The sequence below is a fragment of the Konateibacter massiliensis genome, assembly GCF_900184995.1.
GTDB classification, from domain to species: domain Bacteria; phylum Bacillota; class Clostridia; order Lachnospirales; family Lachnospiraceae; genus Lachnotalea; species Lachnotalea massiliensis.
Genome location: NZ_LT860098.1, coordinates 99,540 through 114,101 on the forward strand (window position 1 = coordinate 99,540; position 14,562 = coordinate 114,101).

Below are 14,562 nucleotides of genomic sequence, written 5' to 3' on the forward strand. Positions count from 1 at the left end.
AACTTAGTACCATTCTAACTACTTCGTTTCTTTTTTTCAACTAAAACATACATTTTTCATATTTTCATATAAGAAAGTGTGAGCAAAGCTCACACTTCGCGCCCGAGTGGGTTGCGTAGCAACAACCTCCACTCCGCGAGGTGCGCATAAATAGTTATTATATCATAGGAAATTGCAAAGCAATTTCCTATGATATAATAAAGCGGACAAGTCCGCATCAACTCCCTAATCTCTCACTCATGAGGGACTTGGCTGTTTTGTCGCGCCGAATGCCGTCACGTAGTGACATTTTCCACTTGCATTCGTGCGCATAAATATTTGTTATATCATGGAAAATTCAAAGAAATTTACCATAATATAACAAATATCGAAGAACTGCCCTTTTTCAAGGCATTTCTCCGATACTCTTAATCACTTCTACTATACAAACAATCCCGCAAACACATCCGCTCCAAACTGAGCCAATGAATGGTCATCCTCCGATACTCCGCCGCTTATGCCAAGTCCGCCCACGATTTTATCGCCGATTTTAAGCGGGATACCTCCGCCGAAAATAATAAGCCGGTTGTTATCTGCTTTGTCTACTCCATAGAATGTTTCACCAGGCATCGCAAGCTTTCCAAGCTCCTTGGTGGACATTTTGACTGCCACGGAGGTATATGCCTTCTTCATTGCTATATCAAAGCTTGCCAGAAAAGCATTGTCCATCACATGAACTGCAATCGTATTGCCGTCCGGACCACACACGGCAATCACCGCATCTAAGCCTCTCTTTTTCGCCTCTCCTTCAATCTGCTCAATCAGGCGTTTTGCTGTTTCGAGAGAAAGTCGTCTGCCTTCATTGGAAAGCTGTTGCAAAACAGCGTTGATAATCTCATTTTCCTTCATGGATAAGTCTCCTTTTCTTGCCTGCACTGTGGACAAACCTCTATTTTCCTCTTCTGACTTTACATAATCCATATAGCGCGCCGTCACATACAGATAGTCCGCAAGGCGGTTCATAAACTTCTTTGCGTTTTTATCCACACCAAATTTCCTATTTACGGCACTCATCCACCGCTCTGCTCTCCTCGCAACGGTGCGTGCCACATCAAGCTGTGCAGAAATCTTATTTTCACCCGGAAGTATGAAGTGCTTTGGTCTTGGGAACAAGCCCTCCAGCCTGTCAATCTCCGCTTCCAAAAAGTCAATTTCCTCTTCCTTCAACTTGTATTCCTGATTATAGGAATCAGCAATACCTGCCATAATCGTCATAAGGTTTTTCTGGATACGAACGAACTGTTCTCTTGTCTCCTGCTGAATTTCCATCGTCTTTACCACACCGATGTTGCTCGTCAGCTCATCGATGGCACCAAGTAACTCAACTCTGTCGTCATCCTTTGGCACATTTTGAATTTTCATAAGACTTGTCATGCCACTGTCGCCTGATTTTGTATATATTTTTGCAATCTTATCCTTTTCCACTTTTAACACCCCGATTTCTTTATCCAAACAACTTCTACAGTGGTTTAAACGGCATTCGCTTCACTGCTCTTGCCGCATTCATGCCTAACAGCCTGCCCTGCTTCAAAGTTGGGTTTTCCATTTTAAATATATTATTTCCTTTCGGCAGCGGACTCATCTGAATCGCCACATCTGCCTGCCTTATCCCAATGCCAACACCGAGCACCGAATCAGTCGCTGCGCGATAGGAGAGAGAATCAAGCTCTGATTCCTGCTGTTCTTCCAGTTCAAACGGAACCCCCTCTTCCTCCATTCCGGCACAAACTTCTTTTATCAGCGCTTCTTCCTTAGAATGTACATATAGCTTGATAGCTGGTTTATTTATGGTCATTTCCTGCACCTATATACGACAGAACAAGACCTGTCGCCACTGCATTTCTCGGTCCCTCTGACGCCCTTATGTTTCCTCGCCCGCAGACAATCTTATAGTTTGCAAATTCCTCCATAAGCATCTCCGGAACTTCAAAGTCCTCCGCTGAGCCGCCTACCAAGACTACATGATCAATTCGTCTTAGATTATGCTCCGGCGCTACCTCAGTCAATGCCCGAATGGCATTTTTTACAAACACCTTTTTCTTTGCCTCTTTTCGCACGAAAACGATTTTCTCCATCGGAATATCATCTTCAAGTATAATCATGTCATCCGGCTTTAACAATACAACATTTCCAAAGTATTTCGGTTCTACCGGTTCATCAAAAAAATGTATGGCACCGCTTTCTAACCTCATATGGTATAAACTCTCTATTTTCGCAAGCGGATATTTCTTAATCTCCTCGGCAATGTACCTCGAGGATAAACCAAGCTCTGTCTGTATCAGCATGGATACGAGCTCTCCCGCACCTGCTTTGTGTGTGATTGCAACATTTCCATCTTCGTGAATAATAGCGGCGTCCGTGGAGCCTCCTCCTAAATCCAAAATCGCAAGTGGAAGCTTCGTTCCCGGTGTGGTAAGCGCTCCAAGTGCTGCCATAACAGCCTCCACTCCTGCCACCTTAACATAGATATGCAGCTGTTTTTTTAGCTCCTCCGCGATTTTTTCCATCGGGAGCTGCTTTGTTTTTACCATAGCCGCTACGCCTACCGCCTTCTCCATGCAGGTTTCGCCTGCAAGGGAGCCTGCTATCATAACCGGCGCAAGTGTATCTACCGCCAGAATATCCGTAATTTTAATTTCTCCTGCCTGCTCTTTCGTCAACTCACCCATTCCGGATCTAATCTTTTCCAGCATATTTCCGATATTGGTGTTCTTCTGACCGCTGATGTCCTGCACCTCACCAGCTCCTGCAAGCACCTCCATTATTTTATCCGCTCCGGCATCAATCGAGACGATACAGTCCTCTTTTGCATGAATACGAATTTCTCCTGCCGGAAGTATATTTTCTTTTACATTCCCGTGAGGTGTCTTGATGACAACCGCACTTCTCTTTCCAATCAAACTTTTTGCAATCGGTGTCACCGCTCTTGTTTCCTCGGCATTTAACTTTAACAGAGTAGCAATTCCATAGGGGTTTGATAACATTCGTATGGTTTGTCCTGCCAATGCCACCTCAATTGCCGCCTCTTTCCACTCAGGTATGTCATGGATACGCTTTACCTCATCCACGATAGGAAGCTTCCTGTCCAGTCTGTTCTCTACAAGTACGCCCTCATCAGCCTGCAAAATAAGCCCCACAATGAAAAGCCTTTTTGCATGTTGGTTTATCGTTTTTGCTATTTCATCGTAGGAGGTGCCGCTGCCCGCCACAACAATGTAAGGCGTCTCTTCTCTTCCTTCTGACAAATGCTCTAAATATATGGTCATTCCTGCCGCCTGTCCGGCTCCTGCCGGTGTAGAAGGATTATGCCCTATCATGGAGGATTCCGTGATAATCGTCTCCGTTATCGTCTCCATCGCTGTATCACCGATGACAGGCGCTGCCTCGTTGATACGAATCAGGCTAAGCTCATTTACAGGCTTTTTGATTTTCTCCATTGCATTTCCTAATGCATCAATAATGCCGGCTGTATTGGCAACGGTCCCTTTTGTGCCTGTTGTGGCACGCGAAGAAGAGGATAAAAATCGCATTTTACCCTCGCTGTCTATCTGACTGATACACACTTCCGTTGTTGAGTTTCCAATATCTACGCCTGCAATGAGTTTCAAAGTAGGATTCCCCTTTTTTCGTAAATCTCCGCCGCTTCCAATACGAGCTTTGCGCAATTTACCGCATGATACTTGTCTGCCAGTTCCTTTGCCATCATAACCAATTCAAGCTTTGTAGAACGGTTTGGTCTTAGTTTGTTATACATATCCAATATCACTTCATCCGGGACATCCACCATCTCTGCTGCCCTCTGAAAATTATTGGCAAGCTCAGGATTGCCGGCTTCCTTTGCCACCTCTCCCTGCTTGAAAAGCATTTCCTTTGAAATTTTAATGTCGTCTGCTGTAACGTTTCCTTTTTTTATCTCTTCCAGCGTTATCTGGCTTAATTTCTTTCCTGTCTTGGAACGAATCGAGTCCCTTTCATATTCGCCTAACGGATATTTCATCACTGCACCTCCGTCCATTCTATCATCGGTCTTGAAGGGTCAACCAGCTCTGTCTCCTTGATGTGCATCAGCGCTGCCTTCACCTGATATTTTGCTCTTACCATCGGGTCGTTTTCTCCCTCAATCGGAGATACCTTCTCGCCCTTTACATACTTTGCCGCATTCTTTCCGATTGCACGGTATTTCTCCAGCGTCATAAGCGGTGCCTGTGGGAAAAGCTCCAGGTTCGAAAGCGGATATAAATCCTTCTGGTGAATAACAGCAGTTCCCTTTGACTGCAAACCAATTCCAATTCCGGAGCCGCTTAATTTAGCCGCTTCCAGTCCCATAAAGCCTACATCAGAGGTTTTGAGCACCTTTACAACTCTTGGCACCATTCCTTCCTCCTCAATTCCCGCCTTTATCGTCTTTATGACTTCATCAAGGTCCAGCCCATTGATTGTGCTCTTAATCTCGGTCTGAAATGCCGGTCCGACACCAATCACAACCTCCTTCGGGTTCGTTCCCTTTGCTGCCAGAGGGTGATTAAGATTGGAGGTGTCTGCTTTGCGCTCTTCTATATTCTTTCCTGCATTTTCTTTTAACTGTTCGCTTACAATTCGTACAATCTGTTCAACCAATTGTTCATCTATCTGCATTCTGCTCACGTCCCTTCGGATTTTACTAAATTCTCTAACAGTTAGAACTTATTCGGGTCTATGATATTCGGTATTGCCTTAATTTCTTCCCAGCGCTCTCCGTCCACACGGTAGCCCGTTCCCGGTCCCATGTAGTCATTTGGCCTGTTGACAGCTGAAACCACGCTAAAGTCCTCATCCAGAATAGCAGAAGTCTGCATATAGTCTCCGACTACCCGCTGCTTTAACATGTTTAAAATACTATCTGCCACGTCCTCAAAGCCTGTCTCAGACAACGCTTTTACGATATCCACGCCTGTAATGTTTCGCTTCATCAAATCTTCCACTGCCATCAAATCTGCAACCACATCGCGGGATAAGGTATCCTTACTTCCGTGTGCATAGGTCACGGCTTCCACCTGCTCATCGGTTACCGCTGTAAGTCCAAGATAAGAAAATACTGCCTGTACCGCCTTCGCTGCCTTATTTCGCACGCGGATAACATCCTCCTCGCGAACCGGCTTTAAGCCTCCGTCTACCTGCATGTCCCTTTGCATTACATTATAATCGTCAAAATCCTCGGCATCAAAGTTTGAGCCTGCAAATAAATTATCGTAATTCGGCTCTGCCGCATATCCTGAAAAAATAAAATCGGTTCCCGGCATAAATTGAAGCATTGTTCTCGCCGTTCTTCGCATATCTGAATGAGAAAAGCTCTGGTCATTGGAAGATGCGCATTCTAATCCAAGCATCGCCGCCACCAAGTTTTCTCCGATTACTTCCCTGATCCCTGACGGTACACTCGCCGTAACACCGATACAGCTTACAGAACCGTTCTGAATTCCCTGCGCACCTGCACCCTTTGTCGCATACAGGCATCTTGCCTCCAAGTAAAGCATGGACTTTTTCTCCGCGCTTCCCATCAATGCTTCTGAACCAGAACCTGATGTAAATCTGGTTTTAAGACCTCTTGAAGCGTATGCCGATGCCAAAAATGCCTTGGAATATGGGGTGTCGTCTCCGTCCACAAATACTTTTTCCGTTCCGTATACTGACAGTGTCTCTGCATAGGTCGTAAAACCGCGAATTCCAAGCTCAAGCTCCGTCGCTTCCTCCACGGCACACTGGGTCAGCACACCCTTTCTTCCAATCTGGGAACCGATTAAGAGAGCAATCGCGTTAAACGGTGCATAACGTGCAATTCCGACCGTCGTTTCCTCTTCTCTGAAACCACGAAGTGCGCCCTCTGCTGCATCCGCTGCAATCTGTACCGGATCGTCCTTTAAATTCGTAATATGTGCCTGATTTGCCGGGGTTTTTCTCGCGCGCATCTTCTGCATACCCATCATCATTTCCACAACGTTTAAATGGTTCATTACCTCCACCATTTTAGCCGGTGTGATTCCTGATGCAAGAGAAAGAATCTCTGCCCTCGAAACATTGATATCCACGATTTTTCTCGCAATTTCAAGTGAGGAGAGAGACATTGCATACTCTGTTTTATCAGTACGGATTGAATAGTCCGCAATAAACTGGTCAATAAAATCAAATTCTTCACGGGTTTTGCCGTCCAGCTCGACTACAACGCCATCCTTCACCCGAATGGAAGGCTTTGGGTCGTATGGGCTCGACATCGCAACAAATCCCATTTCCGGCCATTCATTAATATAACCGTCCTTATTTACCGGACGTTCTCTCAATACTTGCATTCTTTTTGATTGATTCATAATCATGCACCTTACATCCTTTTGATTTATTTCGTCTTTTATTTTGATTTATGTTGTTTTGTGTTGTAATACTTCTACTATATCATTATTTCCCAAATAAATAAAGTATTTCTTTGTAAATTTTACAAATCCTTTTATTTATAAAAAGCTACTCTGAATCCGGTTTTTTTAGGAGGTGAATGCTGCCCTCCTTATCAAGCTGCACCAGTATCGTTGCAATAATCGGCAGAGCAAAAAGTCCCAGAATTCCCATAAGCTGTGCACCTACATACATCAGGATAAGTGTTACAATCGGATGCAGTCCAATCTGCTGCCCTACAATCTTTGGCTCTAATATCTGTCTTACAACGGTGATAACAATGTACAAAATAAGCATTCCTGCTCCAATTTTTGTGTTCCCCATAATAAAGCCGATAATAGCCCATGGAATCAGTACGGCGCCCGTACCGAGTATCGGCATAATATCAATGATTGCTACAAGTCCGCCAAACAGATATGGAGTCGGAATTCCCATAATCCAAAAGCCGGTTGACAGCTCAAGAAAGGTGATGGAGATAATTGCTGCATATGCCTTTATAAATTTGCCAAGTGAGCCTATTATATTATTTTTTAATTTAATAAGCACTTCTTGTCTATCTTGATTGAACTGGCTTAAAATAAATTCACCAATTTTATAATAGTCAACTGTGAAAAAGAAAGAGGATACAATTGTGAAAATAAGCTTGATTAGCAGCGTCGGAATCTGGCTTGCAAGTCCGGTTACCGCGCTTACAACCGCTGAGGAGGTCGTCGATATAAATTCAAATATTGACTGGTCAATATTGCTGACAAACTCGTTCACATATGTCTGCGCACTTGGAAATCTGTTCGTTATGCCGACTGTCAAAACCTCGAATGCCGGAAGCAGCGTGTCTTGATAGAGGGCAGGAAGCCCAATGAATATGGTACTGATAAAGTTAAATATTTTCACACCTACCATACTGATTAAAAATCCAACCAGACCGTAAAATGCAATGAGAACAAAAACTGAGACCATCCCTCGTTTTATGTTTGTCTTTTTCGACAGCATGTCAATCAGACCGCGAAATGCCATCGCGACAATCATACCGATGACAAATGGCATCAAGAGCGGAAATACATATTTAATTCCCACATAAAGCAAGATGAGTAAGATAAAAATAAAAATGCAGCGGATAATAAATGCTTTCTGTTTTTCTAAATTCATAAATGACGATACCTTTCCTGTTTTGACTTTTCTTTGGTTGTGATTGTTTGTGTTACTTTATTATCTCAATAATAGGAGTAGTAATCAAGGCGTAATCCATTCTTTTGCCAAAATACTATACCGAAGTTCATCATGCCAGCTACCGCTTTTAAATCTAATCTGCCTGAGCTGCCCCTCTTTTTTCATTCCTATTTTCTTTATAACGGATTCCGAGCTTTTATTGTCAATGTGGCAGCTTGCGCAAAGGCGATGCAATCCTATTTCAGTAAAGCCAAGCTTTAATAACAAATCAGCCGTTTCTTTTGCGTAACCACATCCCCAATAACCAGGAAGCAAAAAATATCCTATCTCGCCATGGCCTCCAAATTCATTTTTCTCATATACTTCAATACCGGCTGAGCCAATAAACTGATTGTTTTCGATTAGAAATATACAATAATCATATTCCTTTCTGTCGTCTAATGCCTTATTTTTATCCAGCATTCTATTAAAGTATACATGTGCTTCCTCTTTTGAAATAAACGCTTGCGCATAGGCATATTTCATAACCTGCGTATTTGTAAAAACAGAATAAAACAGGTCAAAGTCTTCCTCATTCCATTCCCGCAAAATAAGTCTGCTGCTTCTTATGCTCATGTTTTAGTCCTCACTTATTCTTCTTTCTCCCTCATCATCTCATCCATCCTACGCTTCTCCTCCGATGACAGAGAATCAAATATATAGCTGCGCTCCTTCATCTGAGGCTGTTTCTCTTGATACGCCTGCTGCACCCGCTCATTTGCCCTCTCAACTTCGAGTTTCAGCTCTCTTGCAGACATCAAAGAGGCACCTGCTCCTCGAATGATGATTTGCTGCAAGCCATCGGACGTCGCAACCTCTATTTTATATTTACTCTGATTTGCGTGGGCAAATCTCTCAATATACTGGTCCGCAGTCTGTGCTTCCTTTGTGTAAACCATATGGACATTATGGTAGCGGATTGTCTCCTCGGCATGATTTTGAACACGGTAGGCATCAAACACTACAATGATATGACATTTTCTGATTGCCTGGTAATTGCTCATAATATCCATCAGCTTTGTTCTGGCGGCATCCATATTATCTTTGGCAAGCTCCTGTAGCTCCTCCCATGCAAATACAATATTATAGCCGTCCACCAAAAGATATTCTTCCTTTGTCTCCTTTGGCTGATTTGTGTAGGAAACAGACTTGTAATAGCTCTGTCTTGCCGGCCTCTGCTTTTTCAATACAGATTTCCTCCCCTGATTTGCAAAGGAGGTACTGTTTATAATCTGATCAATTTCCTCGGTTGTCACCCATCGCTCCTCTGGGGCGGATGAGACAATCCTCTGCTTGGGCTCTGCCTCCTGCCTTAATTGAAAATAACTCTCGATATGCATATAGTCTTTGACTTCATTCCACTCAACTAAGAAACCTGCTCCATGAGCGCAAAATACTGACCCGGTCGGATTTTGTAAATCACGCAAAACGTCGTAACCAATGCTTTCTATTACCTCTGCTTCGTTGTGGCACCTCTCATAGCCTTTTAAGCTGTAAAACAGCCTCCCCATCCCTTGGGTGTAGGCGATTACCTCCTTTTGATAATTCTGCATGGTTGATACGGGTGCACTTCCGGTCAAAACAGCCATGTCTCCATCCGTCTGTGCAAGCTCGCTTATCCCATGCATTTTCTCAATATCGGTCATCGCCCTTCCAACCAGATGCTTCGGCAGCTCAAGCTGAAATGCATAATAAGGCTCCAGCAAAACAGATTCCGCCTCCATCAGCCCCTGCCGCACAGCGCGGTAGGTTGCCTCTCTGAAATCTCCGCCCTCCGTATGCTTATTATGTGCCCTGCCTGAAACAAGTGTAATCCGCATATCGGTGATAGAAGCCCCTGTAAGCACTCCTCTGTGGTTCTTCTCCTGCAAATGAGTCAGCACAAGCTTTTGCCAGCTTTTTCCCAAAATATCCTCGCTGCATCTTGTCTTAAATTCCAATCCGCTTCCCGCCTCCAAAGGCTCAAGCAGCAGATGTACCTCCGCATAATGACGAAGCGGCTCAAAGTGTCCGACTCCCTCCACTGTATTTGCAATCGTTTCCTTATATACAATCCGTCCGGCTCCAAACTCCACCTCTATACCGAAGCGGCTTTGAATCAGACTTTTCAAAATTTCGGTTTGGACCTCTCCCATAATCTGAGCCTGAATTTCTTGAAGCTCCTCATCCCATGCAATGTGAAGCTCCGGCTCTTCCTCCTCAATCTGGCGAAGTTTCGGAAGCATGACTCTCGGGTCGCACCCCTCTGGCAGCAAAATTTGGTAGGACAAAACGGGCTCTAATACAGGTAAATCTGCATTTTCTTCCATCCCAAGTCCTTCACCTGCCCGTGTGCTTCCAAGTCCCGTAACAGCACAGACCAAGCCTGCCTCAATTTCATTGACCGCTGTAAATTTCTGCCCGGAATAAAGACGGATTTGATTTACCTTATCCTCCCATCCGTTCCCTTTCAGGCTATCCTTTACCTTCAATTTTCCTCCGGTAAGCTTCATATACGTAAGACGGTTTCCCTGCTCATCCCTGCCAATTTTATAAACCCTTGCCCCGAATTCCTTCGGATAGCTTGGAGCGGCGGCATATTCCTCGATTCCCTTCATAAAGTTATCAACGCCGTCCAGCTTCAACGCCGAGCCAAAAAAGCATGGAAAGATTTTTCGTTCTATAATCGCTTTTTGTATATGTAACGTTTCAATCCTTCCTGTTTCTAAAAAGGTTTCCATGATTTCTTCATCGCACATCGCGAGCTGTTCATAGAACGCTTCTGTCTTATCCGAACCAAACTCAACACAGTTATCATCAAGCTGCTTTCTTAAATCCTGCATTAATTCCTCTTTGTCCGTTCCGTTTTGATCCATTTTATTGACAAAGAGAAAAACCGGTATTTCATAAAACCGGAGAAGTCTCCATAATGTTTTCGTATGTCCCTGCACTCCGTCCGCACCGCTGATGACCAAAATCGCATAGTCGAGCACCTGAAGTGTACGCTCCATCTCTGCTGAGAAATCCACGTGTCCCGGCGTATCCAGCAATGTAACCTGTATATCACCCATCTCAAGCATTGCCTGCTTTGAAAAAATGGTGATTCCTCTTGCCCTCTCCAGCTCATAATTGTCTAAATAGGCATCTTTATTGTCCACTCTCCCAAGCTTCCCGATTTTTCCGCTTAAATAGAGCATACTTTCTGATAGGGTTGTCTTACCGGCATCCACGTGTGCCAATATTCCAATGACTAAATTTCTCATATCCGTTTGTATCCTTTGCTTTGTCTGTTTGTAATACTTCCGTTTATTTTAGAATCTGACGCAATGCCTCATCAATCACTTTTGCATTGTTAAGAGAATCCTCATACGTAATCAAAGGTGCTTCCCCTTCCAGAATACATCTGCCAAACTGTTCTACCTCAAGCATGTAATTATGCGGACAGTTAATCATAATTTCCTCAACGCCGGTTTCTTTCGTTATGATAATCGGTGTATCGCCTGACGCATTAAACTGTACCGGCACGCGGATAACACCTTTCTCTCCTACAATCGTATACTCGCTTCTTCCTGCACAGTTGAACGCACAATAGGATACTGCCTTTAGTCCGCCTTCAAACTCCATTGTGATACAACTGCTTACATCGACCTGACTGTCCTCTCCAATCTCTCCGACTGCATAGATGCTTGTAGGTTCAGAACCTGCAATATGACGGATAATGTTCAGGTTATAGCAGCCTACATCATAGGTTGCACCGCCGGAAAGTGCTTTGTTCAGGCGAACGTCATTCTCGCGGTTCATAAGAAAGCTAAAGTGAGCCTCGATAAATTTGAGCTTCCCGATTGCCCCTGCCTCAGTCAGCTCTTTTACCTTCTTCGTCAGCGGACTCTGGCGATAAGCGAATGCCTCCATCAAGAGCACACCGTTTTTATCTGCCGCATCCTGCATCGCTTTTACTTCCTCTTCGTTCACTGCCAGCGGCTTCTCACATAAGACATGTTTCTTCTTCTCTGCTGCCTTTATCGCCCATTCACAGTGCAGTCCGTTTGGAAGCGGAATGTAAACCGCATCTATTTCAGGATCGTCTAACATCTCTTCATAGCTTGTATAGGTTTTAGCCGGATTAAATTTCTCTTTAAATTCCTCAAGCTTCTTTCCCGCCCCTCTGCTTGAGAGTGCGTAAAGTCTTGCGTTATCAGCACTTAAAATTCCCGGAATCACCGATTTCTCTGCAATTCCCGCACATCCTATAATACCCCAATTTACGATTGTTTTTTCCATTTGTGTTACCATTCCTTTCACTTGTTATTCCGATTTTTGTTCTAATTATAGTATAATGCAAAGGAATGCAATAAGTAAAGAGACCGACTTCTTTTATTTTCAAGAAATCAGCCTCTTTATTTTATATCTTCCTTATACCAATGCACTTCCGCCGTCAACAATGATAAACTGTCCCTGCACATAGCTGGAAGCATCACTGGAAAGGTAGAGCACAGTACCATTTAATTCTCCGCGGTTACCCGGGCGTCCTGCCGGATTTGCCATATTGTAGCTCTTTAAAAAGTCCTCAGACTTAAATAATGTACCACTTGTCATCTCACTCTCAAAAAGTGCCGGTCCGATTGCATTTACTGTAATTCCATATCTCGCATAGGAAGCCGCCATACCTCTCGTCAAGCCGACAACCGCTGCCTTGGAGGAGTTATAGGAATGTCTGATAAACACATCAAACTTATCTGCTACCACCGCATTAATGGATGCAATATTGACAATTTTTCCATAGCCTTTTTCCTTCATATGAGGAACGACATACTTACTTGCCAAAAAGATGCCCTTCACATTCGTGTCAAAAGACTTATCCCAGTCTTCCACTGTCATGCTGTCTACACCGCCGCGTACCGCTATTCCGGCATTATTGAGTAAAATATCAATGTGTCCGAATGTCTCTAACACTTTATCGATTGCCGCTTTTACACTTTCCTCATTCGTGACATCACAAGCCGCTGTCACTACTTTCCTGCCCGTTTTTTCAATTTCAGCTTTTACCTCATCCAGCTTTTCCACTCGCCTTGCAAGCAATGCCACATCCGCTCCCGCCTTTGCATAAGCAAGTGCTGCATCCGCACCAAGCCCTGAACTTGCTCCTGTCACTACCGCTACTTTTCCTGTTAAATCAAAAAAATTATCCATATTCCTACATCCTTTCCATTTATTTTATATCTATTCTTTATTCTACACCGTATTTTATAAAACGTCCAGTTCGTTAATTGATAATTAATTGACAATTTGGTCATAATGCACTATATTATAAGAATTAGAGGTGAGTTTGAACGGAGGAAATGATTTGACATTTACACAGTTGATTGAAAAATTTTCAAACGAATATAACGTGACAGTGGTATCTCACGGAGCAGATGCAGAGCTTAGTGATGTGGCATTTCTCGATTGCAGGAGTAACAGCTATCTTGGCAATACTCTTTACTTTGGTTATGATAGACAAGTGAAAAGTCTGACATCCCTTCCTCCGTATTGTATCCTCGCCAGAACAGACCATAATATCTCTACTTTTCCTATCGGAAATTATATTGTTTTTACAGAGGAAAGTATGCTCTTTTCCCTCTTTAATGACATTAAGGATTTAATTCAAAGCACAAGCAGCAGAGGAATTTTTGAGGAGCTTACCGGTCTTGCCGATAAAACACATAGCATCGATGCGGTTATTGACGCTGCTGCTATCAAATTGGGAAATTCCCTGCTCTTTTGCGATATGAATTTTAAAATTACCGCCAGCTCCAGCTCAATCCCAATTTTAGACCCGATGTGGAGCGAAGCCATCAAGGAAGAACATTGCTCCTATGAATTTATAAACAATATTCAGAAATCAAAGGCGCTTAGAAATGCATCCCTGACAACGGCTGCCTGTGATGTTACCTGTCCTAATTCTCCTTATCGGAAATTGATGAGCAAGGTTTTTTATAATCAGACTCCTGTCGGATTTCTGCTTATGATTGAAGGAGAGAATCCAATTATTCCTTCTCATTTTGAAATGCTGTGTACAATAAGCCATGTAATCAGCTATACAATTGCCTATTATACCCCTTCTTTTTTTAAGGAAAACGGTATTTATCATGAGTTTCTACACGATATGCTTGCCGGGATATCCTTAAATGAAATCGGGATACGGTTGGATAAATTACATTTTCCTCCTAGAATGCAGGTTTTATTTATTCTTCCTACCAAGTACTTAGGGCCTCAGTATTTAGACAATTTTACATATAAAAATCTCAAAATCCGTATTCCGGGCACCTGTGCCACCTATTATAAAAAGGGAATTGTAGCCGTAATTCCTGTAAAAGAGGGAAAAGAAGAGGAGTTTGAATTGCAGACGATTTTAAAGGACTTTTACCAAAACGAACATATCCGTATCGGTATCAGCAATCCTTTTACCAATATTGAAAGCCTTCTTAGCTATTTTGATCAGGCGTATGCGGCACTCAAATTAGGACAACGGTTAAAATCTGAGGAGATGGTACATTATTATCAGGATTTTCAATTTTTTGATTTGCTCTCCGATGTGAGGCATCCGGATAAGTTAGGGCGCTACTGCCATCCTGCACTTTCGATACTCAGGCAATATGACCTTAAAAACAGCTCCGAGCTGTACAAAACACTTTGTGTCTTTATCGACAAGGGATGCAATATCAAGCTCACCTCAGAAAGCTTGTATATACATCGCAACTCTCTTGTGTACCGCTTAAACCGTATTACCGAACTATGCCGGCTTGATTTTGACGATGCCAATACCGCTTTTCTTCTGCGTCTTTCATTTTTGATTGACCGCTATAATGAACTGAATACAAGCAAGGATTGGAATGAATAAGAAAACCGGAATTTTATGCTTTGGGTCAATATTTGCCC

Annotated in this window: 12 protein-coding genes; 1 reads left to right on the forward strand and 11 read right to left on the reverse strand. The window is 43.3% G+C overall.

The genetic code is table 11. From position 1 onward, the window contains the following. Nucleotides 1–420: 420 nt before the first annotated feature. The 11 genes from CTY48_RS01850 to CTY48_RS01900 all read right to left on the reverse strand — a co-directional run bounded on the left by CTY48_RS01850 (nt 421) and on the right by CTY48_RS01900 (nt 12,834). Nucleotides 421–1,464 (reverse strand): cob(I)yrinic acid a,c-diamide adenosyltransferase, encoded by a 1,044-nt coding sequence (locus CTY48_RS01850; RefSeq protein WP_236354688.1) that lies wholly within the window; start codon nt 1,462–1,464, stop codon nt 421–423. A 34-nt stretch (nt 1,465–1,498) separates the two neighbouring features. Then, nucleotides 1,499–1,834 (reverse strand): glycerol dehydratase reactivase beta/small subunit family protein, encoded by a 336-nt coding sequence (locus tag CTY48_RS01855; RefSeq protein ID WP_099466820.1) that lies wholly within the window; start codon nt 1,832–1,834, stop codon nt 1,499–1,501. Further along, the gene (locus CTY48_RS01860; protein ID WP_099466821.1) at nt 1,821–3,647 is read right to left on the reverse strand and encodes a diol dehydratase reactivase subunit alpha; all 1,827 of its coding nucleotides are present in this window, start codon (nt 3,645–3,647) and stop codon (nt 1,821–1,823) included. Before CTY48_RS01860 ends, CTY48_RS01855 begins: the two co-directional genes overlap by 14 nt. Next, nucleotides 3,644–4,036: a diol dehydratase small subunit gene (locus CTY48_RS01865; RefSeq protein ID WP_099466822.1), complete on the reverse strand. Its 393-nt coding sequence runs from the start codon at nt 4,034–4,036 to the stop codon at nt 3,644–3,646. Before CTY48_RS01865 ends, CTY48_RS01860 begins: the two co-directional genes overlap by 4 nt. Then, nucleotides 4,036–4,674: a propanediol/glycerol family dehydratase medium subunit gene (locus tag CTY48_RS01870; protein WP_099466823.1), complete on the reverse strand. Its 639-nt coding sequence runs from the start codon at nt 4,672–4,674 to the stop codon at nt 4,036–4,038. Before CTY48_RS01870 ends, CTY48_RS01865 begins: the two co-directional genes overlap by 1 nt. Before the next feature lie 41 nt (nt 4,675–4,715). Next, the gene (locus tag CTY48_RS01875; protein WP_099467489.1) at nt 4,716–6,380 is read right to left on the reverse strand and encodes a propanediol/glycerol family dehydratase large subunit; all 1,665 of its coding nucleotides are present in this window, start codon (nt 6,378–6,380) and stop codon (nt 4,716–4,718) included. Between the two features lie 148 nt (nt 6,381–6,528). Next, nucleotides 6,529–7,605 (reverse strand): sporulation integral membrane protein YtvI, encoded by a 1,077-nt coding sequence (ytvI, locus tag CTY48_RS01880; protein ID WP_099466824.1) that lies wholly within the window; start codon nt 7,603–7,605, stop codon nt 6,529–6,531. 84 nt (nt 7,606–7,689) lie between these two features. Beyond that, nucleotides 7,690–8,241 (reverse strand): GNAT family N-acetyltransferase, encoded by a 552-nt coding sequence (locus CTY48_RS01885; RefSeq protein ID WP_099466825.1) that lies wholly within the window; start codon nt 8,239–8,241, stop codon nt 7,690–7,692. Nucleotides 8,242–8,255: 14 nt separating this feature from the next. Next, nucleotides 8,256–10,907, reverse strand: a complete 2,652-nt coding sequence (locus tag CTY48_RS01890) for a translation factor GTPase family protein (RefSeq protein ID WP_099466826.1) — start codon at nt 10,905–10,907, stop codon at nt 8,256–8,258. Between the two features lie 43 nt (nt 10,908–10,950). Continuing rightward, nucleotides 10,951–11,925 carry a Gfo/Idh/MocA family protein gene (locus CTY48_RS01895; protein WP_099466827.1) on the reverse strand — a complete coding sequence of 325 codons (975 nt, stop codon included), beginning with the start codon at nt 11,923–11,925 and terminating at the stop codon, nt 10,951–10,953. 132 nt (nt 11,926–12,057) lie between these two features. Beyond that, nucleotides 12,058–12,834, reverse strand: coding sequence for an SDR family NAD(P)-dependent oxidoreductase (locus CTY48_RS01900; RefSeq protein WP_099466828.1), 777 nt, complete (start codon nt 12,832–12,834; stop codon nt 12,058–12,060). Between the two features lie 154 nt (nt 12,835–12,988). Between CTY48_RS01900 and CTY48_RS01905 the strand changes: the two genes are divergently transcribed. Beyond that, on the forward strand, nt 12,989–14,524 hold the full coding sequence (locus CTY48_RS01905) for a PucR family transcriptional regulator (RefSeq protein WP_099467490.1): 1,536 nt from the start codon (nt 12,989–12,991) through the stop codon (nt 14,522–14,524). Nucleotides 14,525–14,562 lie beyond the last annotated feature (38 nt).

Bases quoted from the DNA above. Each gene is read 5' to 3' on its own strand.
- CTY48_RS01855 (WP_099466820.1), bottom strand. From the start codon at position 1,834: ATGACCATAAATAAACCAGCTATCAAGCTATATGTACATTCTAAGGAA.
- CTY48_RS01865 (WP_099466822.1), bottom strand. From the start codon at position 4,036: ATGAAATATCCGTTAGGCGAATATGAAAGGGACTCGATTCGTTCCAAG.
- CTY48_RS01870 (WP_099466823.1), bottom strand. From the start codon at position 4,674: ATGCAGATAGATGAACAATTGGTTGAACAGATTGTACGAATTGTAAGC.
- CTY48_RS01875 (WP_099467489.1), bottom strand. From the start codon at position 6,380: ATGAATCAATCAAAAAGAATGCAAGTATTGAGAGAACGTCCGGTAAAT.
- ytvI (WP_099466824.1), bottom strand. From the start codon at position 7,605: ATGAATTTAGAAAAACAGAAAGCATTTATTATCCGCTGCATTTTTATT.
- CTY48_RS01885 (WP_099466825.1), bottom strand. From the start codon at position 8,241: ATGAGCATAAGAAGCAGCAGACTTATTTTGCGGGAATGGAATGAGGAA.
- CTY48_RS01890 (WP_099466826.1), bottom strand. From the start codon at position 10,907: ATGAGAAATTTAGTCATTGGAATATTGGCACACGTGGATGCCGGTAAG.
- CTY48_RS01895 (WP_099466827.1), bottom strand. From the start codon at position 11,925: ATGGAAAAAACAATCGTAAATTGGGGTATTATAGGATGTGCGGGAATT.
- CTY48_RS01900 (WP_099466828.1), bottom strand. From the start codon at position 12,834: ATGGATAATTTTTTTGATTTAACAGGAAAAGTAGCGGTAGTGACAGGA.